18 protein-coding genes are annotated in these 25,805 nt (G+C 58.9%); 5 read left to right on the top strand and 13 right to left on the bottom strand.

Going from position 1 to position 25,805, the window contains the following annotated elements:
- Positions 1–3: 3 nt before the first annotated feature.
- The 6 genes from AB5Y67_RS10020 to AB5Y67_RS10045 are packed head-to-tail and all read right to left on the bottom strand — an operon-like array spanning position 4 to position 6,334.
- Positions 4–1,515 (bottom strand): hypothetical protein, encoded by a 1,512-nt coding sequence (locus AB5Y67_RS10020; RefSeq protein WP_368207728.1) that lies wholly within the window; start codon positions 1,513–1,515, stop codon positions 4–6.
- A 20-nt stretch (positions 1,516–1,535) separates the two neighbouring features.
- A complete protein-coding gene (locus AB5Y67_RS10025; protein WP_199428222.1) occupies positions 1,536–2,987 on the bottom strand; it encodes a VWA domain-containing protein in 1,452 nt (483 codons plus the stop codon).
- A complete protein-coding gene (locus tag AB5Y67_RS10030) occupies positions 2,978–3,970 on the bottom strand; it encodes a VWA domain-containing protein (protein WP_199428221.1) in 993 nt (330 codons plus the stop codon). The genes AB5Y67_RS10025 and AB5Y67_RS10030 overlap by 10 nt, the downstream gene beginning before the upstream one ends.
- On the bottom strand, positions 3,967–4,506 hold the full coding sequence (locus tag AB5Y67_RS10035) for a DUF4381 family protein (RefSeq protein ID WP_199428220.1): 540 nt from the start codon (positions 4,504–4,506) through the stop codon (positions 3,967–3,969). Before AB5Y67_RS10035 ends, AB5Y67_RS10030 begins: the two co-directional genes overlap by 4 nt.
- Positions 4,491–5,393, bottom strand: a complete 903-nt coding sequence (locus AB5Y67_RS10040; RefSeq protein ID WP_325793781.1) for a DUF58 domain-containing protein — start codon at positions 5,391–5,393, stop codon at positions 4,491–4,493. Before AB5Y67_RS10040 ends, AB5Y67_RS10035 begins: the two co-directional genes overlap by 16 nt.
- Entirely contained in the window at positions 5,384–6,334 is a 951-nt protein-coding gene (locus AB5Y67_RS10045; RefSeq protein ID WP_199428218.1) for a MoxR family ATPase, read from the bottom strand. The genes AB5Y67_RS10040 and AB5Y67_RS10045 overlap by 10 nt, the downstream gene beginning before the upstream one ends.
- Before the next feature lie 182 nt (positions 6,335–6,516).
- Here AB5Y67_RS10045 and fadI point away from each other — a divergent pair, with 182 nt between their 5' ends.
- Positions 6,517–7,827 carry an acetyl-CoA C-acyltransferase FadI gene (fadI, locus tag AB5Y67_RS10050; protein ID WP_199428217.1) on the top strand — a complete coding sequence of 437 codons (1,311 nt, stop codon included), beginning with the start codon at positions 6,517–6,519 and terminating at the stop codon, positions 7,825–7,827.
- A complete protein-coding gene (gene fadJ / locus AB5Y67_RS10055; protein ID WP_199428238.1) occupies positions 7,827–9,974 on the top strand; it encodes a fatty acid oxidation complex subunit alpha FadJ in 2,148 nt (715 codons plus the stop codon). Before fadI ends, fadJ begins: the two co-directional genes overlap by 1 nt.
- A 168-nt stretch (positions 9,975–10,142) precedes the next feature.
- Here fadJ and AB5Y67_RS10060 read toward each other — a convergent pair whose 3' ends face one another.
- From AB5Y67_RS10060 to AB5Y67_RS10075, 4 genes are all read right to left on the bottom strand, one after another.
- Positions 10,143–11,663: a SpoVR family protein gene (locus AB5Y67_RS10060; protein ID WP_005333227.1), complete on the bottom strand. Its 1,521-nt coding sequence runs from the start codon at positions 11,661–11,663 to the stop codon at positions 10,143–10,145.
- A gap of 9 nt (positions 11,664–11,672) precedes the next feature.
- The gene (locus AB5Y67_RS10065) at positions 11,673–12,944 is read right to left on the bottom strand and encodes a YeaH/YhbH family protein (protein WP_005360363.1); all 1,272 of its coding nucleotides are present in this window, start codon (positions 12,942–12,944) and stop codon (positions 11,673–11,675) included.
- Between the two features lie 23 nt (positions 12,945–12,967).
- A complete protein-coding gene (locus AB5Y67_RS10070; RefSeq protein WP_005333223.1) occupies positions 12,968–14,890 on the bottom strand; it encodes a PrkA family serine protein kinase in 1,923 nt (640 codons plus the stop codon).
- Positions 14,891–15,481: 591 nt separating this feature from the next.
- Positions 15,482–17,398, bottom strand: a complete 1,917-nt coding sequence (locus AB5Y67_RS10075; RefSeq protein ID WP_199428216.1) for an ATP-dependent DNA helicase RecQ — start codon at positions 17,396–17,398, stop codon at positions 15,482–15,484.
- Positions 17,399–17,753: 355 nt separating this feature from the next.
- Here AB5Y67_RS10075 and sstT point away from each other — a divergent pair, with 355 nt between their 5' ends.
- Positions 17,754–19,004 carry a serine/threonine transporter SstT gene (sstT, locus tag AB5Y67_RS10080; protein WP_199428215.1) on the top strand — a complete coding sequence of 417 codons (1,251 nt, stop codon included), beginning with the start codon at positions 17,754–17,756 and terminating at the stop codon, positions 19,002–19,004.
- 207 nt (positions 19,005–19,211) lie between these two features.
- The gene (locus tag AB5Y67_RS10085) at positions 19,212–20,204 is read left to right on the top strand and encodes a hypothetical protein (protein WP_021230165.1); all 993 of its coding nucleotides are present in this window, start codon (positions 19,212–19,214) and stop codon (positions 20,202–20,204) included.
- Positions 20,205–20,470: 266 nt separating this feature from the next.
- Here the strand turns inward: AB5Y67_RS10085 and AB5Y67_RS10090 are convergent, their stop codons facing one another.
- From AB5Y67_RS10090 to pabB, 3 genes are all read right to left on the bottom strand, one after another.
- A complete protein-coding gene (locus AB5Y67_RS10090; protein ID WP_005351750.1) occupies positions 20,471–21,769 on the bottom strand; it encodes a serine/threonine transporter in 1,299 nt (432 codons plus the stop codon).
- A gap of 216 nt (positions 21,770–21,985) precedes the next feature.
- The gene (locus AB5Y67_RS10095) at positions 21,986–22,552 is read right to left on the bottom strand and encodes a CoA pyrophosphatase (protein ID WP_005351753.1); all 567 of its coding nucleotides are present in this window, start codon (positions 22,550–22,552) and stop codon (positions 21,986–21,988) included.
- Positions 22,553–22,594: 42 nt separating this feature from the next.
- Entirely contained in the window at positions 22,595–23,878 is a 1,284-nt protein-coding gene (pabB, locus tag AB5Y67_RS10100; RefSeq protein WP_234915186.1) for an aminodeoxychorismate synthase component I, read from the bottom strand.
- A gap of 294 nt (positions 23,879–24,172) precedes the next feature.
- Between pabB and AB5Y67_RS10105 the strand changes: the two genes are divergently transcribed.
- On the top strand, positions 24,173–25,699 hold the full coding sequence (locus AB5Y67_RS10105; protein WP_005351759.1) for a fumarate hydratase: 1,527 nt from the start codon (positions 24,173–24,175) through the stop codon (positions 25,697–25,699).
- Positions 25,700–25,805 lie beyond the last annotated feature (106 nt).

A 25,805-nucleotide genomic window follows, 5' to 3' on the forward strand; every position in this document is an offset into this window, starting at 1 on the left:
TTGTCAGGGGGCGTGGCGGCGTGAGCGGGAACTCCCGTGCGCCAGCAGGTAAATCAGATGCGCAATACCGGCGGTTTCATCGGCCCTGAGGGTACGCGCCAGAGCGCGCCACTCGATGTGGGTGCCAGAAGAGGGCCGTGCAAAACAGGCTCGCTCGAGTGCGGCGAGCGTGTTGCCGACCCGATTATGCCCAGCGTCAGACAACTGGCCTAATTGATAATAGGAGACCTGCCAGCGCATGGTCGCCCACTTGATCAGCGCCTTGCGACTGGCATCCGGCTGGTGTTGGGCAAGGGCACGTTGCAGTTGATAGAAGGCGCGCCAGCGGGGCCAGTGGCGCCATAGCGCACGCAGCGTTATGGCCAGCACGACCCACCAAAGGCTCTCTCGCAGTGCCATCTGCGATGTCTGCTGATCAGGTTGCCGATTTGTCGTTGCCTGAAACGTCAGCGTGATGGCAGGCAGGCTGGCCTGCTCAATCCGGCCACTTTGGGTATTAAACCAGGGCAGATCAATGGGGGGCAGCTGGTAGTCGCCGCTCTGCTCCGCGACCAGAGTCTGGCGCCACTGTCGCTCAAACAGCAGCTTGCCATCTCGGTAACGCTCCTGCTGTTGCTCGCCATCGGGATGTGCCTGTATGCCGTTTGGCAGTTGATGTGCCATCAGGGGGGCAAGCTGTATCTGGCCGCTGTCACCATTTTCCATGGTCAGGGTGAGGATACGGATCAGTGGTTCACCCACTTCCCCCGTGGAGGCCGGTTCAAGCCGTTGACTCAGGGTCAGCCGGGTGGCCACCGGCGTGGCGGGTGCCTTGTCGACCCTCACCTCGAGTGGTGCCGCGCGGGCCGAGAGTTTTTGCGGCTTGTTCCCTTGCTGCGTGAGCTGCCCCTGTAAGCGGGGCGAGTCGAGGTACCAGAGTCCCGGCGCTTTTGCCTGAACGAGCCAGCTGCGGGTGAGCCGGCCAGGCAGACCTGACTGAACGGGGGCGATCCACTCGTCGCTACCGAGGCGACGGATGGTGAAGTGGGCAGAGCTAAGCTCGCTTAGCGCCGGGTTTTGCATACTGGTGGGCAGCCATAGTGTCAGCCGGTAGATCACCGGCTGGCCGGGATAGAGCGGGCCCTGATGATCAAGGCTGGCCTGCATCTCGAGGGGCGAGGGTGCCTCGGGCTGTGGCAGCGCGGCTGTTTTCGCCTCTCTCAATGGTAGGGTGAGCGAGGGGGTGAACTCATTTCCCAGCTTGAGCGGGGTAATCACCACCTCGGTATTTGCAGGTGAACCGCTCTGGTGCAGCGGGATCTGCCAGCGCGTCAGTTGTTGTACCGGGGTCGTGACCCGGCTCATGGTCACTCTGCCCACTGCAAACTGGCGCTGTAAGGGGGTGATCTCCAGTTCGCTGCTCTGGCGCTCGCCATCCGCTTCGATGATCAGCAGCCAATCGCTGGGATCGGCCCCCGGCAGCAGCTCTGCCCGAGGGGGCAAAGCCCAGCAAAGTGGACTCGCGAGTGCGAGCAACAGCCCCCATCCTGCCCGCGTCACCAGGGCTCCTCCACCTTGATAAGATCCCGGCGCAGCGCCTCTTTTCGCAGTCGCTGCTCCAGCAGCAACACAGGGGGAGAGGGTGGCAGGGGCATTGCTGCTACCTGCTGATCTGCGGATGGTTCGGGCTGTTTACTGTTGCTGGTATCGGGAGCAGCCGCCGCTGCGCCCTGTAACAGAGATAGGTTATAGAGCGCATCTTCATGGCCGGGTTCAAGTGCCAGAGCGGCCAGATAGGCCTCTTTGGCGGCCGCAAACTCCCCCAGTTGCAACAGGGCATTGCCGCGGTTGTAGTGGGCGGTGGCGCTCGCTGCTTCCTGATAGGCTGCGATGGCTTGCCGGTAGGCACCAGCTCGATACCAGGCGTTGCCGCGCCAGACGGGATCGTTGAAGGAGCGGGCGGCCCGCTGAAAATCCCCCTCTTGATAAGCCTGCATCGCTTGCAGATCTCCCTTCTCTGCTGCTTGCAGATCTTGCGGCGCAAGCAGCTGTGCTCCCACCATCAGTGCGATCATCAACCGAGCGCCGACTCTGGCCAGCAAGGCGAGCGGTAACAAGGGGATTAGCAACCAGGGGCCAAGATCAAGTGGCGCCGGGGTGAGGGCCGAGGTGGTGGTGGGCAGCGGTGCAAAGTGAGGGACATCGCTATCAAGCCATTGCAGCTCACCGCCGAGGCGATTGGCCATGGCGGCAATGGCCTGACTATCGGGGGCGGGCAACTGCGCGGGCATGCGGGCGGCAAACCCCAACTCATTGGCCGGAATGGCGGGCATGGGGGCCGGTTGACCACTGCTGGCAAGCAGAATATCGAGGCGTGCCGACTGGGTGTCGCGGCAAAGAAGGCGTTGCTGGCAGGGCCACAGGGTGGCGATTTGGGTCATCTGATTCTGGGTGAGGTCGTCGGTGATCAGCAGTAGACGCGCTTGTTCTCCAGGGGCCAGCTGCTTCATGGCAAGTTCCACCGCCCGTGCCGGATTGCTGCCCTGCAGCGGCATGATATCGGGGCGCAAATCGGGCAGCAGTAACGCGAGGGCCTGATGATCCCGGGTTGGCGGCATGGCGAGGTAGGCATCGCCTGCGTAGAGGATCAGCGCAATGCGCTCGCCCTTGGCGTGGCTCAGCAGCTGCTGCAACTGCCATCTGACCCGGGTCGCCCGATCTGGTTTGAGGTCGGTGGCGGTCATCGAGCGTGACAAGTCCAGCAGCCAGATATCGAGCGGCGCCGCAGGCTGCTGTTGCAGCTCACCGCGCAGTGCGGGACCACTCAGGGCCAAAATCACGGGCAGGGTTGCCAGCCAGAGCCAGGGGCGCTGAGGACGGGAGGCTGGCAGCAGATAAGCCTGCATCGCAGGTGCGAGCAGCGGGGGCTGGCGACGCTGGCGCCACCCTTGCCAGAGCCAGGGGATGAGTGCGATCAGCCACAGGGGGCGGAGCAAGATCAGATCCATCTGCGTGCACCTCGTGTCAGCCAGCTACGCACCATGCGAAACTCCAGCCTGCCGTGCCCTGACGGCAGAAGCAACAAGCCACAAAGCAGTCCCAACGGCCAGGGGTAGAGCTCGATCACCGGCTGGTACTGGGCAATCGGCATGGGGGCAGGTTCAAGGGCATTGAGGGTCACGTTGATGGCATCGAGATCGCTCTGGGTGCGTGCCCGAAAGTAACGCCCTTGGCCTGTCTGTGCCAGCTCTTTCAGGAGCGGCTCGTCCAGTTCGCTGCTGGGATCGGCCTGACCGCTGCCCGCCTCATCGTAGGGTTGAATAAAGGTATCGGGATCGGCCCCGACCCCCAGCGTGTAGATCCTTATTCCCTGTGCCGCGGCGAGTTTGGCCTCCTGCAGCGGGTCGGCATTGCCTGCGGTATTGCGGCCATCAGTGACCAGCAGCAGGGCGGTGGGGCGACCCGGATCCCCATGCTGACGTGCCAGCTGGATGGCTTCGCCAAGGGCGGTGGTTCGGCCGACCAGATCAAAATCGAGCTCGTCGCTCAAGGTCAACAGCGCCGGGATCTCCTGAGTGAGGGGAGAGAGCAGATAGGCGTGATCGGCAAAGACGATAAGGCCCACCCTGTCTCCGGCCCGTTTGGCGATCAGCGCCTTGATCTGCTGGCGCACCGCCGTCAGCCGTGCTTGCTGCTCGCCGTTATCGAGCATATCAGGGGTGCGCATGCTGTCTGACAGATCCACCGCCAGCAGCAGATCCCGACTCCCTTCATATTGGATCACCGGTTCCCCCCACCACTGGGGGCGGCAGAGGGCGAGGATAAGGGCGCACCAGAGCAGCATGGCGCGCCAGAGCGACAATCCGGCCTGAGGACGCAGCAGCGCAAACCCGGGGTGAGCCAGATAGCCGTGGCGCAGGGGCGGCAAGCCGAAGCGCACCAGCAAGGGGAGCACCAGCGCCAGCGCAAACCAGGGCCAGGCCAGGATCATGGATGCCTCAGTGCGGCTTTACGCCCCGAGCGGGGAGATCGTTGCAAGAAGAGGGTTTGACCCCAACGGCGATAATGTTGCCGAAGCTGTTCGCACTGCTCGCGAGTCGGGTTCTGGCTGCCATAGAGCCAACTGCTCCAGTTAGACGAGAACTGGCTAAAATCGCTGCCACCGTGACGATCAACGAAGGCGAGCCACGCCTCTCCCTGAAGCTGGCGCGCCTCGGGCCAGCGTTGCAATGCTTCATGACGTAGGGCCTCCTGTATGCGTGCCACCAGCAGTGCCGGATCTCCCTCCAGCTGACGACACCAGTGGCGGTAACGTATCACCCTCTTGGCAATCAGGACGATCAGCAGCAGCAATAACGCTGTGATCAATAGCCACAATAGCGCCAGCACTCTGGGGTCAAGACTCTGTTCAATCAGATCCGGCCCCGGGTGGATGTCTCGCATCAGGGCAGCCAGCGGTGGAGTGATGGCGTCGGAGGCTGGACTGGCGCTGTCGAGTTCTGCGGGCGAAATCATCCCTGATGACATAACCCCTCCTGCCACTGCTGTTGCAGCGTCTGGCTGTTATCGAGCAGATAGAGGCGCTGCACCAATGGCAACAGCAACTGTTTGCCGTGGGCCAGCTGCTGCTCGGCGGCTTGCCGGTAGCGGCGGGAGAAACCGGCATGGCATCCATCCAGCCAGCCCTGATAGTGCTGCCCTGGCCGATCAATAGCCACTGGCAGCTGGCCGTCAGAGGGAAGGGCGGCCTCGAGGGGGTCGCGGATCTGCCAATAGTGAATATCGTGGCGCCGGGAGAGCAGCTGCAATTGCTTACAGAGCGCCGACTCGCAGGGTCTGTGATCGGTGATGATCGTCAGCTTGGCTCCGTGAGGCAACTCCACGCCAGACAAGGTGTCGGCTAGCGAGTGAGAAAGGGGCCGACGTGCCAGCCCTTGCTGGTAGTGATGGCAGAGGGATTCAAGCAGAGGCAGCACGCTGCCGCGCTGGTTCTGGTGATGGGGGGTAAGCCCGTGGCAGATCAGGGTGTTTTGCTGCTTCTCCCCTTGCCAGATCAGGGCTGCTGCCAGCTCGCACCCCAGACGCGCCTTGAGCTGCCGTGTGGAGCCGAAATACATAGCGGGAGAGAGATCGAGCAGCAGCCAGTGCGCCTGATCGAGCTCCTCGCTATAGAGGCGGGTATAGGGACGACCGAGGCGCGCCGTCACTCGCCAGTCGATATGGCGTACCTCGTCACCAGCCTGATAGGCGCGCAGCTCGCGAAACGTGAGTCCGGGAGAGCGGCCCGGTTTGCCGCGTTCGCTGCTGCTTCTGCCTGCGTGAGGTGGCTTCCTGGCCTTGGCCCAGAGCCGGATATTGAGCAACCGTGGCAGCGACAGGGCGATATCGGGATGCAGACTGGGATCTAGGGGCATGGCACCTGATCCAGCAGTTGGGCGATCAGGATATCGTTATCCAGATTGTCGGCCAGTGCCTGATAGCTGGGAATAAGGCGGTGGCGCAACACCGGATAGGCTTGCAGCTGGATATCTTCCGGCAGCACATAATCTCGTCCGGCAAGCCAGGCTCGGGCGCGGGCGGAGCGAGCCAGCCCCAGCGTAGCCCGAGGGCTGGCCCCCACGGCAATCAATGGCTCAAGGGCTGGGCAAAGACCACTGCCCGGGCGAGTGGCGCAGACCAGCTCCACCAGATAGTGCTCCAGTCTGCTTTGCATGGTGACCGCCAGCACTTCGCTGCGAGCACGTTGCAAGGTGGTCTGGCTCAGGGTCACCGGCGCCGCGCCGAGCTGTTCCCCGCTGGCATTGAGCTGCAGGATGGCGAGCTCCATCGTAGGGCTCGGGTAATCCACCATCAGCTTGAGCAGAAAGCGGTCGAGTTGTGCCTCCGGCAGGGTATAGGTTCCTTCCTGCTCGATAGGGTTCTGGGTGGCGGCCACCATAAAGAGAGGTGGCAGCCGCCAGCTCTTTTTGCCCACGGTGATCTGGTGTTCGGCCATGGCCTCCAGCAGCGCTGATTGCACCTTGGCCGGCGCCCGGTTGATCTCGTCCGCCAGCACCAGATGGTTGAAGAGGGGGCCCGGTTGGAATACAAAACTGGCATCCTGCGGATGAAACACCTCGCTGCCGGTGAGATCGGCGGGAAGCAGGTCGGGGGTGAACTGGATACGGGCAAAGCGCCCTTCGACGGCGCCAGCGAGCGCCTTGACGGCGCGGGTTTTGGCCAGCCCGGGAGCCCCTTCGATTAACACATGTCCTTCACATAACAGGGCAATCAGGAGCCCTTCAATTAGCTCCTCCTGCCCCAGGATCTGACTGCCAAGATAGTCCCTAAGCGCTCTGAACTCCGCCGCTGCCATGCGATAAACCCGTTGTTTTTATGGAAGTTGATCTTTTTATACTCCAGTTGCTCCCCAAGGGCGAGCAAAGGGGCCTTGCCGTGCTTAATTTAGTTTCAATCAGCTGTATGAAACTTGTGATTGGATTGTTAAGATGTGGCGCAATGAGGTCAGACCTCTGCCTTTTAAACCAAGGAGCCAGGATGAAACAGCCATTGAAACTGACGACTCGCCAGGGCGAACGGATTGCCGTCGTGGCGGGGCTGCGTACCCCCTTTGCCAAGCAGGCCACCGCCTTTCATGGCGTGCCTGCAGTCGATCTCGGCAAACTGGTGGTGAGCGAAATGCTTGCCCGTACCGATCTCGATCCCAAGCTTATCGACCAGCTGGTGTTTGGTCAGGTGGTTCAGATGCCGGAAGCCCCCAACATTGCTCGCGAGATCGTGCTCGGTACCGGCATGAGCGTCAATACCGATGCCTATAGTGTCTCCCGCGCCTGCGCCACCAGTTTCCAGGCGGTGGCCAACGTCACCGAATCCATCATGGCCGGTACCGTAGACATCGCCATCGCCGGTGGGGCTGACTCCTCCTCCGTGCTGCCCATCGGGGTGAGCAAGAAGCTGGCCCGCGCCCTGGTGGATCTCAACAAGGCGCGCAATCTGCAGCAGCGCTTCAATATTCTGCGGACATTGAGGGTCAAGGATCTGCTGCCTGTACCGCCTGCGGTGGCGGAATACTCTACGGGACTTTCGATGGGGCAAACGGCCGAGCAGATGGCCAAGAGCCACCAGATCAGCCGCGAGGCGCAAGATGCGTTGGCTCATCGCTCTCACACTCTGGCCGCGCAGGCTTGGGCCGATGGCAAGCTCAGTGGCGAGGTGTTTACCGCCCATGTGCCGCCCTACAAGTCGCCGCTCGAGCGGGACAACAATATCCGTGAAAGCGCGGATCTCGCGAGCTACGCCAAGCTCAAGCCGGTGTTTGACCGAGTCCATGGCACAGTCACTGCTGCCAATGCCACCCCGCTCACTGACGGCGCCGCTGCCGTGTTGCTGATGCGGGAAGGTCGTGCGAAAGAGCTGGGACTCGAACCGTTGGGTTATATCCGCAGCTTCGCCTTCTCGGCCATCGATGTCTGGCAAGACATGCTGATGGGCCCCTCCTATGCCACGCCGCTGGCGCTGGACAGAGCCGGCATTACGCTCAGCGATCTGACCCTGATCGACATGCACGAAGCCTTTGCCGCCCAGACTCTGGCCAACCTCAAGATGTTTGCCAGCCACGATTTTGCCCGTGACAAGCTGGGCCGCGATCAGGCCATCGGCGAGGTGGACATGGAGAAGTTCAACGTCCTCGGTGGTTCGCTGGCCTATGGCCACCCCTTTGCCGCGACCGGTGCGCGGATGATCACCCAGACCCTGCACGAGCTGCGTCGTCGCGGCGGGGGACTGGGGCTCAACACCGCCTGTGCGGCGGGTGGATTGGGCGTGGCTATGGTGTTGGAGGTTGAATGATGAGCGCTAAGACTTTTTCCCTGGATGTTCGCAAAGATGGCATCGGCATCCTCACCATGGATGTGCCGGGCGAGAGCATGAATACCCTGAAGGCCGCCTTTGTGGAGGAGATCCGCACCGTGTTGGCCGAAGTGAAACGCAACAAGGATTTGATCGGTCTGGTGATCACCTCCGGCAAGAAGGACTCCTTCATCGCCGGCGCTGACATTACCATGCTGGCCGCCTGCACCAGTGCCAAGGATGCCGAGACCCTGTCGCGAGAAGGGCAGGAGATCTTTGCCGAGATCGAGGGGCTGACCATTCCGGTGATCGCCGCCATTCACGGCCCCTGCCTCGGTGGCGGGCTGGAGCTGGCGCTGGCCTGCCATGGTCGGGTGGTGACCGATCACGGAAAATCTTTGCTGGGATTGCCGGAAGTTCAGCTCGGTCTGCTGCCGGGTTCTGGCGGTACCCAGCGTCTGCCGCGCCTCATCGGGGTGGCCAAGGCGCTGGATCTGATGCTGACCGGCAAGCAGGTGCGGGCCAAACAAGCCAAGAAATTGGGGCTGGTGGACGATGTGGTGCCGCCGTCAATCTTGCTGGATGCTGCCATCAAGCTGGCCAAGAAGGGCAAACCGCGCCATCAGTTGAAACGGGATCTGCAGGGCAAGGTGCTGGAGACCAACAAACTGGGTCGCAAGGTGCTGTTCGATCAGGCTAGCAAGGGGGTTAAAGCCAAGACCCGTGGCAACTACCCGGCGCCGGAGCGGATCCTGGATGTTGTGCGCATTGGCGTGGAGGAGGGAATGAAGGCCGGTCTGGCCGCCGAGTCCCGCCACTTTGGCGAGCTGGTGATGACTGCTGAGTCTGCCGCCCTGCGTTCCATCTTCTTTGCCACCACCGAGATGAAGAAAGAGGTCACCTATCAGGGGGCCGAGCCGCGCAAGGTGGCCCATGCCGCCGTGCTGGGCGGTGGTCTGATGGGGGGCGGCATTGCGTTCGTCACCGCTACTAAGGCGGGAGTGCCGGTGCGGATCAAGGATGTGGCAAGCGCCGGGATCGGCAATGCCATGCGCTACAGCTATGACATTCTGGCCAAGAAGCTCAAGCGCCGTCACATCCTGCGCAGCGAGCTGGAAAAGCAGATGAGCTTGCTGACCGGCACCCTCGACTACTCCGGTTTTCACCGGGTGGACATAGTGGTGGAGGCGGTGTTTGAAGATCTCAATCTCAAACACCAGATGGTGAAAGACGTGGAGCGCGAGTGTGGTGAGCACACAGTGTTTGCCTCCAACACCTCTTCCTTGCCCATCAACCAGATTGCGGCAGAGGCGGCGCACCCGGAGCGAGTTGTGGGGCTGCACTACTTCAGCCCGGTGGACAAGATGCCGCTGGCGGAGATCATCCCCCACGCTGGCACCAGTGCCGAGACAGTCGCCACCACTCTGGCCTTTGCCCGTGCTCAGGGTAAAACGCCTATCGTGGTGAAGGACGAAGCCGGTTTCTATGTCAACCGCATCCTGGCGCCCTACATGAACGAAGCGGCGCGACTGGTGCTGGAAGGGGAGCCGGTGGAGGTGCTGGATAGCGCACTGCTGGACTTTGGTTTCCCGGTTGGCCCCATCACCTTGCTCGATGAGGTGGGGATCGATGTAGGGGCCAAGATCTCCCCTATTCTCGAAAAAGAGCTGGGCGGCGAGCAGTTCCAGGCGCCCAAGGCGTTCGACAAGCTGCTGCAAAATGATCGCAAGGGACGCAAGAACGGCAAGGGCTTCTACCTCTATGGCAAGGCGGCACCGCGCAACAAGCTGACTGGCAAAGAGGGCAAGAAGACGGTGGACGAGAGCGTCTATGGCGTGCTCGGCATCAAGCCGTCTGCCAAGCTGGCCCGTCAGGAGATCGCCGAGCGCTGCGTGCTGCTGATGCTCAACGAAGCGGCCATGGCGCTGGATAGCGGTGTGGTGGCCTCGGCTCGTGATGGTGATATCGGCGCCATCTTCGGCATCGGTTTCCCGCCCTTCCTCGGCGGCCCGTTCCGTTATATGGACACGCTCGGGATCGATCATCTGGTTGGCCGTCTGGAGTATTACCAGAAGCGCCACGGCGATCGGTTTGCCCCCTGTGCCCGCCTCAAGGCAATGGCCGCAGAGCAGCAGACCTTCTACTGATAACCGCTGCAGATTGACCGCAAGACAAAGAGGCCCGCACCCCATGCGGGCCTCTTTCTATGTTGTGGTTTGTTCGGGTTGTACTGCTTGGGCTGCGCTCATGCTGGCAGAAACAACCGATTAAAAAACGGCCCACCGAAGTGGGCCGTAGAGATATCTGATTGCGGGTCAGATCCCAGGTTTGCGCTCCGGGCAGCGGCCGATGATATCTGCAGGCAGATCGCCGTTATCCTGTTCCAGCACCACGTCGAATCCCCACAGCTGATGCAGGTGTTTGAGCACCTCATGGCGTGAGTCGCCAAGGGGTATGCGGTTGTGGGGCACATAGCGCAGGGTGAGGGAGCGATCCCCCTTCACGGCGACGTTGTAGACCTGAATATTGGGCTCCAGATTGCTGAGGTTGTACTGAGCCGACAGAGTATTGCGCACCTGACGGTACCCCTCGTCATTGTGGATGGCGGAGACCTTCAGATAGTTCTTCAGATCGTCGTCATCAATGGCGAACAACTTCATGTCCCGCATCACTTTCGGGCTTAAGAACTGGCTGATAAAGCTCTCGTCCTTGAAGTTTTGCATGGCAAAGTGGAGTGTTTCGACCCAGTTGCTACCGGCATAGTCGGGGAACCAATATCTATCTTCCTCGGTCGGGTTCTCGCAGATGCGGCGCAGGTCGGTAAACATGGCAAACCCCAGCGCATAGGGGTTGATCCCCGAGTAGTAGCGGCTGTTGTAGGCCGGTTGATAGACCACGTTGGTGTGGCTGTGCAGCACCTCCATCATGAAGCGATCGCTCAGTTTTCCCTCGTCATAGAGGTGGTTGAGGATGGTGTAGTGCCAGAAGGTGGCCCACCCTTCGTTCATCACCTGGGTCTGCTTTTGCGGATAGAAATACTGGCTGATCTTGCGCACGATGCGCACCACTTCCCGCTGCCAGGGCTCCAGCAAGGGGGCATTCTTCTCGATAAAGTAGAGAATGTTCTCCTGGGGCTCTGCGGGGTAGCGCCTGTCCTCCACGCCAGCCGCTTTATGCTGTTTGGGCAGGGTTCGCCACAGCTCGTTGACCTGAGTTTGCAGATAATCTTCCCGCGCCTTCTGACGCCGCTTCTCCTCGGCCATCGAGATCTTCTGGGGACGCTTGTAGCGATCCACCCCGAAGTTCATCAGGGCATGGCAGGAGTCGAGCAGCTGCTCCACTGCCTCGATGCCATGCTTCTCTTCACACTGGGTGATGTAGTTCTTGGCGAACAGCAGGTAGTCGATGATGGAGGAGGCATCGGTCCAGGCCTTGAACAGGTAGTTGTTTTTGAAGAAGGAGTTGTGGCCGTAGCAGGCGTGTGCCATCACCAGCGCCTGCATCGGCATGGTGTTCTCCTCCATCAGGTAGGCGATGCAGGGATCCGAGTTGATGACGATCTCGTAGGCCAGCCCCATCTGGCCGCGCTTGTAGTTGCGCTCGGTATGGATAAAGCGCTTGCCGAACGACCAGTGTTGATAGCCGATGGGCATGCCGACGCTGGAGTAGGCATCCATCATCTGTTCGGCGGTGATCACCTCGATCTGGTTGGGGTAGGTATCCAGCTTGTAGAAACGGGCGACCCGGGCGATCTCCTGGTGATAGGTCTCCAGCAGATCGAAGTTCCAGTCTGGTCCGTCATCCAGTGGCGCTACACGTTTTTCTGTTTCGATCATGTGACCTCCTCACGCCGCTTGTTTCTTGAACAGCTCGCGGAACACCGGATAGATATCCTCGACCTTGCGAATGTGCTCCATTGCAAAGTGGGGGAACTGGCTGGCTACCGACTCATATTCGTGCCACAGGGTCTGGTGGGCACGGGTGGTGATCTCGATGTAGGAGTAGTACCGCACCCTTGGCATGATGTCCCGCGCCAGAATTTCACGGCACTGCGGTGAGTCATCAGCCCAGTTGTCACCATCCGATGCCTGCGCCGCATAGATGTTCCACTGGTTGGCGGGATAACGCTCATTGATGATGTCATTCATCATCTTGAGGGCGCTGGAGACGATGGTGCCGCCTGTCTCCTGGGAGTAGAAGAACTCGTGCTCGTCCACCTCCTTGGCCTGGGTATGGTGGCGGATATAGACCACCTCGACGTTCTTGTAAGTCCGGCTCAGGAACAGATAGAGCAGGATATAGAAACGCTTGGCCATCTCCTTGGTGGCCTGATCCATGGAACCCGAGACGTCCATCAGACAGAACATCACCGCCTGACTGGAAGGGACGGGCCGTTTGACGAAGTTGTTGAACTTGAGGTCGAAGGTGTCAATAAACGGCACCGCGTCGATCCGCCGCTTCAGCTCGCGGATCTCCTTCTCGAGCAGGGCGATTTCGGCAAAGTGTTCGTTGGGATCGGTGGCCAGCAGGGCCAGCCGATCTTCCAGTTCATGCAATTGGCGTTTCTTGCCTGCTTGCAGCGCCATGCGACGTGCCAGCGAATTTTGCAGGGAACGCACCACGTTGATGTTGGCGGGCACCCCGTTTGAGGTGTAGCCAGCACGGTAGGTTTTGACTTCCATCAGCTGATTGAGCTGGGTTTTCTGCAGCCTGGGCAGCTCCAGGTCTTCAAACAACAGATCGAGATACTCATCCTTGGAAATCTGGAACACGAAATCATCGGCCCCTTCCCCCTGATTGGATGCTTGTCCCTCGCCGGAACCCTGTCCACCGCCCCCTCCTTTGGGGCGGTCAATCTTGTCGCCGGAGACGAACTGATCATTGCCGGGATGCACCATCTCCCGTTTACCGCCGTGCCCCTGATGAAAATGGGGCTCGCCGATATCCTTGGTCGGGATGCTGATGCTCTCACCCTTGTCTACGTCCTGAATGCTGCGCTTGGAGACAGCATCCGAGACCGCTTGTTTTATCTGCTTCTTGTAGCGGCGGATGAAGCGCTGCCGATTGACAGCGCTTTTGTTTTTGCCGTTGAGCCTGCGGTCGATAAAATGCGCCATAACTCCCCCTTGAACAGTCAGGGTCAGGATGACTTGCGTACCCTGAGATACCATTCGGAGAGCAGTCTCACCTGTTTACGGGTGTAGCCTTTCTCCATCATCCGTTCGACAAAGTTATCGTGCTTCTTCTGCTCCTCGGCCGAGGTTTTGCTGTTGAAGGAGATAACCGGCAGCAGCTCTTCCGTGTTGGAGAACATCTTCTTCTCGATCACGGTGCGCAGCTTCTCGTAACTGGTCCAGTTGGGGTTACGGCCTGCATTGTTGGCCCGGGCACGCAGCACGAAGTTGACGATTTCGTTGCGGAAATCTTTCGGGTTGCTGATCCCGGCGGGTTTTTCAATTTTCTCCAGCTCGCTGTTGAGGGATGCTCTGTCAAACAGCTGGCCGGTTTCGGGATCACGGTACTCCTGATCCTGAATCCAGAAGTCGGCGTAGGTGACGTAGCGATCGAAGATGTTCTGACCGTACTCGGAGTAGGACTCGAGATAGGCAGTCTGGATCTCCTTGCCGATGAACTCCACATAGCGCGGGGTCAGATAGCCCTTGATGAACTCAAGGTAGCGATCGTGCAGCTCTTGCGGGAACTGTTCGCGCTCGATCTGCTGCTCCAGCACATAGAAGAGGTGCACCGGGTTGGCGGCCACTTCCGCGTGGTCGAAGTTGAAGACGCGGGAGAGGATCTTGAACGCAAAGCGGGTAGAGAGACCATTCATCCCCTCGTCCACACCGGCGTAGTCGCGATACTCCTGATAGCTCTTCGCCTTGGGATCGGTGTCTTTCAGGCTCTCGCCATCATAGACCCGCATCTTGGAGTAGATGCTGGAGTTTTCCGGCTCTTTCAGCCGTGACAGTACCGAGAACTGTCCCAGCAGCTCGAGGGTGCCCGGGGCGCATTTGGCCTCGGTCAATTCGCTGTTGATCAGCAGTTTCTCGTAGATCTTCACCTCTTCGGAGACGCGCAGGCAGTAAGGCACCTTGACGATGTAGACCCGGTCGAGGAAGGCCTCGTTGTTCTTGTTGTTGCGGAACTGCTGCCACTCGGATTCGTTGGAGTGAGCGAGCAAGATGCCGTCAAAGGGGAGGGCTGAGAGCCCTTCGGTACCGTTGTAGTTACCCTCCTGAGTTGCAGTTAGCAGCGGGTGCAGTACCTTGATAGGCGCCTTGAACATCTCCACAAACTCCATCACCCCCTGGTTCGCTTTACACAGCGCACCTGAGTAGGAGTAAGCATCGGCGTCATCCTGGGCGAAGTGCTCCAGCATGCGGATGTCGACCTTGCCGACCAGTGAGGAGATATCCTGGTTGTTGTCATCGCCCGGTTCCGTTTTGGCGATGGCAATCTGATCGAGGATGGAGGGGTTGACCTTCTCCACCTTGAACTTGGTGATGTCGCCGCCAAACTCGTGCAGGCGTTTGGCCACCCAGGGGGACATGATGGGACGCAGGTAACGGCGCGGGATGCCGTACTCTTTTTCCAGGATCTCCCCATCCTCTTCGATATCGAACAGGCAGAAGGGGTGATCGTTGACCGGTGAGCCCTTGATGCGATAGATGGGCACCTTCTGCATCAGGGATTTGAGTTTCTCTGCCAGCGAGGATTTACCGCCGCCAACGGGGCCCAGCAGATAGAGGATCTGTTTCTTCTCCTCCAGCCCTTGGGCGGAGTGTTTGAGGTAGGAGACGATCTGTTCGATGGCCTCTTCCATCCCGTAGAAATCCTTGAAGGCGGGATAGCGTGCCACGACGCGGTTGGAGAAGAGTCGGCTCAGTCTGGGGTTGGCTGAGGTGTCTACCATCTCCGGCTCACCAATGGCGGTCAGCAGACGTTCGGCTGCGGAGGCGTAGCAGGCTTTGTCCTGCTTACACATATCCAGGAACTCCTGGATGGTATATTCCTCTTCTCTCGCTTTTTCATATCGCTGTTGGTAATGCTCGAATATGCCCATAACTTTGCCCTCGTTATAGTCGCTTACCCTGAAAAAAGTGGATGACTGCTTTTGTGTTGTGCGCTTTTAAAGCCTAGTCAACAGACTCCAGTAATCCATCACGGTTGATAGGTTAAATTCTGAAGAAACCTGCCCGATCCTTGTGCGGGGAGGGTCAGTCAACAACACCGCTATGTTACTGACTGTTAAATTATTTTTGCCACGATAGTGAGGTAAATGTCAAAGACATAAAAAATAAATGTTTATGGGAAAGAGGGAACTTATTGCGAAAAGATTAAGGGGTTTGACGAAAGGCAATGGGGCTGCGGGTTGGCGGGGTTATGAATGAAAACGTCATTACGTGTACGTTAACGTAAATCACTTTGTTTGGAGTTTTGGCTCTAATTTTTACATTGACGCTACATTTCGAGTGCCCTAGATTGGCGATGTGTGAGCAGCAAGACGCTTTAGCAAGAGAGTTGACTGTTGCCTCACCAAGCTCTGTTTAAGCACGTTTCCGTTGGCTTGACCCTCGCAACCGCGAGGGTCTTCTTTTTCTGCGTCTTTAAACGCTTGTTTCTGCTGGTGGCTATTAAAGCCACCAGCACTCATCTAGCAAGGGTAGGCTTGTTGCACTGCCGCCAGGACGCGGGCAAACGGGTGCGCGGCCAACTGGCCTGCGCCCGCCAGCGATTTGGCTTTGATCCGGCTGGTCAGCGGAGTGGCGATACCGCAAAGGAAACGGGCCAGAACACGAGCATCCACGGAACCTGTCTTGGCAATCAGCGGCTCGCACCAGGCGCGGATCCCCGCCTCGTTTGGCATGGCCAGTTGGGGCAGGGGAGGAAGATGTGCCACCTCGCCGCGACAAACCGAACAGTGGCCACAATGAACCGGCGCCACCTCATCGGCAAAATAGCGGGCGAGGCGGTGGCTCAGGCACTCACTTGAGGTGAAAAAGTCGAGCATGGCTTGCAGTCTGGCCAGCTCACTCTGTTCTTTTTGCAAGAAGAGCGCATGGAGCGCGTTAGCCTCCTGCTCGCAGTCCCACCCCTGACGGGTGATCCGGTAGACCTCGGTCATCTGTTTGCTTTCAAGCTCGATCCAGCCTTGCTGCTGCAGGTAGTCGAGCGCCGCAACCGCCCGCTGTCGCTCTCCCTGATAGCCCTGCCAGAGGGCGTCAAAGTCCATGGTGCACCAGCTGCGGGCTTGCGGGGCACAGGCGAACAGCTGCTCCAGAAACTGGCGGCGTTCCGGATTGAAGCGGCTCACTATCTCGCCTTTATCCAGCACAAACTTGAAGCGGTAATCTGCATAGTAGCTGTAGGCCGGGGTGATGATGCCCGCCATCTCCAGATAGACCAGCAGGGTTTTAAGGGGCAACTGGCGGATATTGGTGTCGTTGGATAGGCGCAGCAGGGTGAATTCCCACTCGTTCCCGCTCTGCTTGATGATGGCAAGCAGCTGGAGGATGGCACTCAAATCCGGCGTATCGCCGTAGACGAAGTTCTCCAACACCGGCAGCTGGCTCTGGTTGGCCAGCACGATACAGCGCGATGGTTGGCCATCCCGTCCGGCGCGGCCAATCTCCTGGCTGTAGTTCTCGATAGATTTGGGCAGATCGTAGTGAATGACCCGCCGGATATCCGCTTTGTCGATCCCCATGCCAAAGGCGATGGTGGCGACGATGCAATCCACCTTGCCCGCCATGAAGTCGTGCTGGATCTGGCTGCGCAGCGCCGAGTCGAGCCCGGCATGATAGGCGCGGGCGTTGATCCCTTCTCTAATGAGTTGCTCGGCACAGGCTTCTGCGGTGTGTTGCAAGGTGACGTAGACGATGGTGGGGGCCGCCGGAGCGTTGGCCAGCTCCTGTGCGAGCCAGCTATCCCGCGCGTCGGGCGCCAGGGGAATGACCGCCAGATCAAGATTGGGGCGGTAGAAACCTGTGACCACGACCCCCTCCGGCGCTATGCCGAATTTGGTCTGCATATCCTGAATAACCGCCGGTGTGGCGGTGGCGGTGAGCAGCAGCACCTGCGGGATCTTCAGGTCATGGCGATAGCTCGGCAGCTTGAGGTAGTCGGGGCGAAAGTTGTGGCCCCACTCAGAAATACAGTGGGCTTCGTCAACCACCAGCAGCGAGATCGGCACTTGCTGGATAAAGCGGCGAAAACGCTCGTTCTTGAGTCGCTCTACCGAAATCATCAGGATCTTGAGCTGGCCATCCAGCGCCTGCTGCATCACTCGTCGGCTCTCCTCCGGGCTCTGGCTAGAGTCGAGGGTGGCGGCGCTTATTCCCTTGCTTTTGAGGAAGGCGAGTTGATCGTGCATCAGCGCCAGCAGCGGCGAGATAACCAGGGTCAGGTGAGGTAGGGCGAGGGCAGGCAGTTGATAACAGAGCGACTTGCCGGAGCCGGTGGGAAAGATGGCGGCGGCACTCTGACCAGCCAGTACCCGGCTGATCACCGCTTCCTGACCTGGCCTGAGTGCGGAGAAACCAAAATATTGGTTGAGCAGGGATGGGATCATGGCAAGGCTCCGCGGCAAATGGGGGATGATAGCACAGCGATGCCGGTCACGGGTGACACAGGAATGGTCGTGAGGGTAAGGGCAGAGAGTGTCGATAAAACGTACAAAAATGGGTGGTTGCGCTGTGGTTAAGGTTTTGTTGCGGTTTTTTGTGATGGAAACGGGATATTTTTTGGTGAGTCTCTGGAAAAAAAAGATGGTGAATGGGATATTCCGTCATGCAATCCGGTGACTGGCGGATCGGCCCGACAGAAGGCTGGCCACAGACACCACATCCGGGCGACAGGGGTCTCCCGATGAGTGGTTGCAGACAGGACTCATGATTCATGCACTACGGTGCTTAGGGACTTTTTTGATGACACAACAACACCCCCTCCTTCGGCTGGTCAATAGCACCAGCCTGGTCAGCCAGATCCTGGTTGGTCTGGTATTCGGTATCTTGCTGGCACTGTTTGCGCCCGAGTGGGCGAAAACGGCAGGTCTGCTTGGCAATCTGTTCGTTGGTGCACTGAAAGCGGTAGCCCCGCTGCTGGTATTCGTACTGGTGATGGCGGCCATCATTGGTCACAAGCAGGGTCAGAAGACCAATATTCGCCCGCTGCTGGCGCTCTACCTGTTTGGTACCTTCTCTGCGGCCGTGGTCGCGGTGATTGCCAGCTTCCTGTTTCCCTCCAACCTCCATCTGGTGGCCAATACTGCCGAGATCACCCCGCCGGGCGGGATCACCGAGGTGCTGCAGACCCTGTTGTTCAACGTGGTGACAAACCCGGTCAAGGCGCTGATGGATGCCAACTATATCGGGATCCTGGCGTGGGCTATCGGTCTGGGTATCGCCATGCGCCATGCCAACGAGAGCACCAAGGCGCTTATCACTGACCTGTCTCACGGTGTCTCCGCCATCGTGAAAGCGGTGATCCGCTGTGCTCCGCTCGGGATCCTGGGTCTGGTTGCCTCCACCCTGGCTGAAACCGGCTTTGACGCCCTGTTTGGCTATGCCCAACTGCTGGTGGTGCTGATCGGCTGCATGCTGTTTATCGCCTTCGTGGTCAACCCGTTGATCGTCTTCTGGAAGATCAAGCGCAACCCCTATCCGCTGGTGCTGACCTGCCTCAAAGAGAGCGGCGTGACCGCCTTCTTTACTCGCAGCTCTGCCGCCAACATCCCGGTCAACATGGCGCTGTGTGAAAAACTGCGTCTGCCCAAAGATACCTACGCTGTCTCCATCCCGCTGGGTGCCACCATCAACATGGCGGGTGCGGCCATCACCATTACTGTGCTCGCCATGGCGGCGGTACATACCCTGGGGATGGAAGTGGACATGGCAACGGCTGTGCTGCTCTCCGTGGTCGCCACCATCAGTGCCTGTGGCGCATCCGGTGTCGCCGGTGGTTCCTTGCTGCTGATCCCGCTGGCCTGCAGCCTGTTTGGCATCAGCAACGACATCGCAATGCAGGTGGTTGCTGTCGGCTTTATCATCGGTGTGTTGCAGGATTCTGCCGAGACAGCGCTGAACAGCTCCACCGACGTGCTGTTCACCGCCGCAGCTTGCATGGCCGAAGATGAAACCCTGCTGGAACCTTCCGCGCTGCCCAGCAGCGAGGCGTGAGCCGGTAGCTCGATTTTTCGATTCAGCCCCTCTCTGTGAGGGGCTTTTTATATCAGCGGGCCTAAATGTGTTGAGGAGAGGAGTGCGCAAGAAAACATTCATTTTGATGAAATGTTTGGTTACAAATAGCCGACAGACAGTGCGGGTGCTGCCCCGTTAAAATAGCTGCGGAATAATAAGGTTCAGGCTAAAAAACGAGATTAAATAATGAAAAAAACTACGCTTTCGTGGGCAATTATTGGTGCATTAGGTTTGGTTGGTTGCGGTGGTGGTGGCGGAGATAGTGGTGGTGGTGGTACCACGCCACCGGAGCCGCAACCGAGGGCGCTGCCGGTGGCTGGCGTCTATCTCCCCGTCCTGATGGACGCTCAGGGGCAGTTAATCAACCGTCCGGTCAACGACAGTTATCGTGCGGTCGGTCTTGTCTATCCGGCGTCCACAGAGGGCACGGGTTGGGCGATGAACATTGCTGAGAAAAGAAGTGCCACAGTCAGCACTTATACCTTCCCTCAAGGCTTCTCTTCTCTGAATAAAGGTGAGGGTTACCCACTGACGTTGTCGTTGCTGGTGAACAAAAGCCAACCCAGTACCTTCGACTCGGCTGAGCAAAAGTCCAATACCAATGTCGATGGGTTGGTCAAGGTGGCGTCTGTGCCAGATACGGCGGGAAGCAGCCAGTCACTCTGGGTACTCGATTATCGACCCGTCAAAGCCAAAATCGATTCTGCACTCACTATTCAGAATTGGGGCGGCCAAGTGGCATTGCAGCCGATGGTCACTGCGCCTATCAACGCGGACTCCTGGTACAACCTTGGGGAGAGTGCACTGTTTCAAGATTTCAAAACCGAGCGCAGCAACAATGGCTTGGGGATCAAGCTGACCATCCTGTTTAAAGAAGGGTGTTCTGTAAGCGGTGAGACAGAGGCCAACACTCAAGGTTTGAACAAGCTGACGTTGACTGGTTGGAACAATCGGTCATGCAGTTTCAATACCTTGACAGGGCCTGCTGATATCAAAGAGGGAAAAATTTATGAGGGGCTCTGGGAAAAAAGGATGCGCGAATTTGCCGATCGCAACGCCAGTGTCACTGCATATCTGACCATGAAACCGGGTAGCAATGGTCAGAAAGACACCCTGGTGCTCGGTATTCCGGAAATCACCGGTATCACGCCGTTCCTGTTGGAAGCGCAACCACTCTAATCAGCCAGAGATAGTGCGTGTTTATCAAGAGATGCCAGTCGCTTACCCGACTGGCATTTTTGTTGGTCGAGGTTCGGTGCGAAGCCCTGAAACATCATGATGTGGTTGCCGGATAAGGGTTGTTTCCTTGGTTGTTGTGTGAGTTCAGGTGCTGTGGCTGCAATAACTGCGTGATGAGTGGCAAGACTATTCAGGACGGGACAACGCAATAAAAAAAGCCAGCCGAGTGTTCGGCTGGCTTTTTGCTATCAGCGGCAGGTAGGGGATTAACCGACCAGCTGATAGAGGATGGCGGAGATGGCGATCATCCCCATCACAGCGACAAATACGTTGCTGATATGGCCCTGATATTTCGCCATGGCCGGTACGCGCTTGATGGCGTACATCGGCATGATGAACAGGATGGTGGCGATGATCGGGCCGCCCAAGGATTCAATCATGCCCAGGATGGAGGGGTTGGCAATGGCAGTGCCCCACAGGGTCAGGATGAAGAAGGCGATGATGAACATCTCGACTTTCTTGGCGTTCGGCTCTTTGCCAGACTTGCGCATGTTCTGAACGATCATCCCCTTCAGGCCTTCACGGGCACCCAGATAGTGGCCGAAGAAGGAGGAGACGATGGCGACAAACGCAACCAACGGACCGAAGTAGGAGATGATGGGGCTGGCATGCTGGTTAGCCAGATAGGAGAGCACGGCGATGTTCTGAGCCTTGGCTTCTGCCAGCTGAGCCGGTGTCAGGCTCATAACGCAGGAGAAGACGAAGAACATCACGAAGCCCAGCAGCACCATGGCGGTACGCTTGAGGATGGCATCGGCTTTCTCGACAGCCTGATCACCGTGGTCGCGGCGCTGAGCCAGGGAGAAGCTGGAGATGGCCGGGCTGTGGTTGAATGAGAAGACCAGTACCGGGATGGTCAGCCACAGGGTAGTGGCGAAATCCTTGGCAGAGGGCACTTGCTCCAGCGCAGCACCGGTCCAGTCCGGAATGAGGTACAAAGAGATACCGGCCAGAATGGCGATCAGCGGATAAACCAGCAGCTCGGTCACTTTCAGCATCAGCTTTTCACCGGCCAGCATCACCGACATCATGCCCATGATCAGCACGATGGAGAGGATCCAGCGCGGCGGGGCACTCATCTGCAGCTGGTTGACCATGAAGCTTTCCACGGTGTTGGTGATACCCACGCCGTAGATCAGCACGATGGGGTAGATGGCGAAGAAGTAGAGCAGGGTAATTAATTTACCGGCCCCCACGCCAAAGTGCTCTTCCACCACTTCGGTGATGTCTGCATTTGGCTTTTTGGAGGAGAGCACGAAGCGGGCCAGACCACGGTGTGCCAGATAGGTCATGGGACCTACCAGCAGCGCCATGACGACCAGCGGCCAGAAACCGCCCATACCCGCGTTGATCGGCAGGAACAGGATCCCCGCGCCAACCGCGGTCCCGAACAGACTGATGACCCAGGTAGAGTCGCGTTTTTCCCAACGAGTGGTTTGAGTAGAGCGGATCCCTTGCTCTGTTGACGCCGCAACTCCCTGCGTGCCAGTGACTGTGTTTGACATCTATCTCACCCCGAATGTGTGGTTCTTATTAAGTCGGCGCAAGGATACGGTTTTTCTAATCAAAAATGTTGATCAAATTCATCTTTACGGCACGAAAAACCGCACTTTCTTATGGGAATGTGATCAAAACAAGAAAAATTCAATTATTGTTTATCAATTGGCACGTTATTTTAGTGTTAATGATTAAATCTCGCTCAGCCAAATGTAGGTAAATTGTTATTTTGCGAGATGCTGGGCTAGCTGGTTGATCATGCTGGCGGTAGCCCCCCAGATAAAGTGCTGTTGCCAGGGGATCCAGTAGATGGTGTGTGCTTTCCCCCCTCTGGAAAGGGTCAGGGGGATGTGGTTGCGCCGATCCAGCAGATGGGTCAGCGGCACTTCGAAGGCGTGATCCACCTCATCCGGACTCAGGATGAGGGGATAGTTGCCATCGAGCAGCCCCAGTACCGGCAGTACCTCGAATCGTGACACCGTATTGAGCGGGTTGAGGGTGCCGATCACTTCAATCAGCCGTGCCGGAATGCCGAGCTCCTCTTCGGTCTCCCGCAGCGCCGTGGCAATGAGGTTTTCGTCACCGGGATCCTGTCGCCCGCCGGGAAAGCTGATCTGCCCCCCATGATGACGCAGCCGTGGGCTGCGCCGGGTCAATAACACGCTGAGCCCCTCGTCGCGCATCACCACCGGGATCAACACCGCCGCCGGACTGAGCCCGCCAATGGCGAGGCGATGGGCCGGGGCGGGTCGCTGCAACTGGAAGCGGGTCAGCAGTTCGTGGCGATCCATGGCGGGGAGCTCTCCTGTGCGTTGGCCTGACAGTGGGGAGGATTACAGCGCCGACAGCGGCGGCAGGATGCGGGCAACCTTGTCATAGGTCTCCTGATATTCGCTGTCGGCGTCGGAGTCGGCGATGATGCCGCCACCGGCCCAGCAGTGCAGGCGACCCGCTTCGGCGATCAAAGTGCGAATGCAGATGCTGGTGTCCATCCGACCATGCTGGCTGAGGTAGCCGATGCTGCCGCAATAGGCATTGCGGCGCTGGGGCTCAAGCTCTTCGATGATCTCCATGGCGCGGATCTTGGGGGCGCCGGTGATGGAGCCACCAGGGAAACAGGCGCGCAGCAGATCGACCCCTTGCCAGCGTGCATCCAGCTCACCATGGATGGTGGAGACCAGATGATGTACCGCCGGAAACGACTCCACCGCAAACAGATGAGGCACGCTGACCGAGCCAGGCCGGCTGACCCGACCTATATCGTTGCGCAGCAGATCAACGATCATCAGATTCTCTGATCTGTCCTTGTCCGCCTGCGCCAGCTCCCGCGCGACTTGCCGATCGGTGGCCGGATCGGGGTGGCGAGAGCGAGTGCCCTTGATGGGTTTGGTTTCGATATGACGGCCATCGAGCAGCAGGAACCGCTCGGGGGAGAGGCTCAGCAGCGCGCTCTCCGGCAGGCGGATAAAGGCTGAGAAGGGGGCCTTGTTGGCGGTTGCCAGCAGGCAATAGGCCTGCCACTCATCCCCCTGATAGGGGGCGCTGAAACGCTGGGTCAGGTTGATCTGGTAGCAATCCCCCGCGGCGAGATATTCCTGAATGCGGGCAAACTTCTCGCCATACTCGGCACGGCTCATATTGCTCTGCCACGCCCCCAACAAGGCAAAAGCAGGGGCCGGTTTGGCCTGCTGCTGTTCAAACCAGGCCAGCCGGTTGGCAAGGCCTGCTTCATCCCCCCAGTGCACCAGCTGCCAGTCGCCGGTCGCCACATTGCGCAGCAGCGCCCAGTCGTAGATGCCTACCGCCATGTCCGGCACCGCGATATCGACGGCGGCCTGCACCGGCAGTCGTTCGAAGCGGCGGCCGAGATCATAGCCAAACAGGCCGAGGGCGCCGCCAATAAAGGGTAGGTGAGTGGCACACAGATCCAGCTCCCCCAGCAGCTGTTGCTGGGTATGGGCCAGCAGGGCGAGGGGATCTTCGTGGTGTTGGCTGATATTCGCTCCGACACGCAGAGTGGTCACCTCGCCACGGGTTTCGAGGGTCGCCAGCGGATCGGCAGTGATGATATCAAAGCCGTTATCGGCACCGAGTGGCCCCGCCGACTCCAGCAACATGGCCCACGGCTGATGTTGCAGGCGGGCAAAAAGCTGATGGAGTTCAGCACTATGGTCTAGATGATGGATATGAAGTGTTGGCGTCATTTTATGTTACACAGGCAACAGTTTGGTTCCCGAACCCTAGTCGGTGCTGGTGGGCAAGCGTATCATAGGTGTCGGTGACTTAAGAAAAAACTGCCGTGTCGTTCGTTTTTTGCTGGTTGATAGTTTTTAGCCAGCACGTCAGCACGGCCCATCATATGGAAGCCCTTGCCCTGCTCTGTGGCAGAGACAAGGACCAGTGAGGATGATATGAGCATTATAAAAAAACAGGATTTCATCGATTCTATCGCAGATGCCCTCCAGTACATCTCCTATTACCACCCGTTGGATTTTGTTCAGGCTGCCAAAGCGGCGTATGACCGTGAGGCCAACCCGGCCGCCAAAGATGCGCTGGCCCAGATCTTGATCAACTCCCGCATGTCCGCCGAAGGTCATCGTCCGCTCTGCCAGGACACCGGCATCGTGACCTGTTTCGTCAAAATTGGCATGCAGGTCCAGTGGGACAGCGACATGACAGTGCAGGAGATGGTGGACGAAGGAACCCGTCGTGCCTACACCAATCCTGACAACCCGCTGCGCGCCTCGGTGCTGGCCGATCCGGCCGGCAGTCGCAAAAACACCAAAGACAACGCCCCTGCCGTGGTCCATATCGACATGATCCCCGGCAACAAGGTGGAAGTGAGCATCGCGGCCAAAGGCGGCGGCTCCGAGAACAAATCCAAGATGGTGATGCTCAACCCTTCTGACGATATCGTCGAGTGGGTGCTGAAAACCGTGCCGACCATGGGCGCAGGCTGGTGCCCCCCCGGCATGCTGGGCATCGGCATCGGCGGTACCGCCGAGAAAGCGGCGGTGCTGGCCAAAGAGGCCCTGATGGAGCACATCGACATTCAGGAGCTGATCGCCCGTGGCCCGCAAACCACCGAAGAGAAGCTGCGGGTCGAGCTCTACGACAAGGTCAACAAGCTGGGGATCGGTGCCCAGGGTCTGGGCGGCCTCACTACCGTGCTGGATGTGAAGGTGAAATCTGCGCCGACTCATGCCGCCTCCAAGCCGGTGGTGATGATCCCCAACTGCGCCGCCACCCGTCACGTTCACTTCGAGCTGGATGGCTCAGGGCCCGCCGAGCTGACCCCGCCGAAACTGAGCGACTGGCCGGAGATCACCCGTGAAGCGGGTGGCAACGTGCGCCGCGTCAACGTCGATGGCATCACCAAGGCCGAACTGGCCAGCTGGAAGAGCGGTGATACCGTGCTGCTCTCCGGCAAGATCCTCACCGGTCGCGACGCCGCCCACAAGCGTATCGCCGACATGCTGAAAAATGGCGAAGGGCTGCCTGAAGGGGTCGATTTCACCAACCGCTTCATCTATTACGTTGGCCCGGTTGATGCGGTGCGCGACGAAGTGGTTGGCCCGGCTGGCCCCACCACCTCCACCCGGATGGACAAGTTCACCGACATGATGCTGGGTGAAACCGGCCTGATCGGCATGATCGGCAAATCCGAACGCGGCCCGAAAACCGTCGAGAGCATTAAGCAGCACAAGGCCGTCTATCTGATGGCGGTGGGCGGCGCCGCCTATCTGGTTGCCAAGGCTATCAAGAAGGCGCGCGTGGTGGCCTTTGCCGATCTCGGTATGGAAGCGATCTACGAGTTTGAAGTGGAAGATATGCCGGTGACTGTTGCGGTCGACTCCGAAGGCAACAATATCCACGAAACCGGCCCGGCCTACTGGTCTGCCAAGATTGCAGAGCTGGATGGCAAACTCTCCTCCTGAGTGACCGTTTCCGCTGCCGGTTAACGGCATCGGCTATGTAAACAAGGCGCGTCCATCCGGATGTGCCTTTTTGCTTTGGCTGGCTTGTTATGGGCTCAGGTTGGCC

It is taken from the genome of Aeromonas sp. s12, assembly GCF_040907925.1.
Lineage (GTDB): Bacteria > Pseudomonadota > Gammaproteobacteria > Enterobacterales > Aeromonadaceae > Aeromonas > Aeromonas veronii.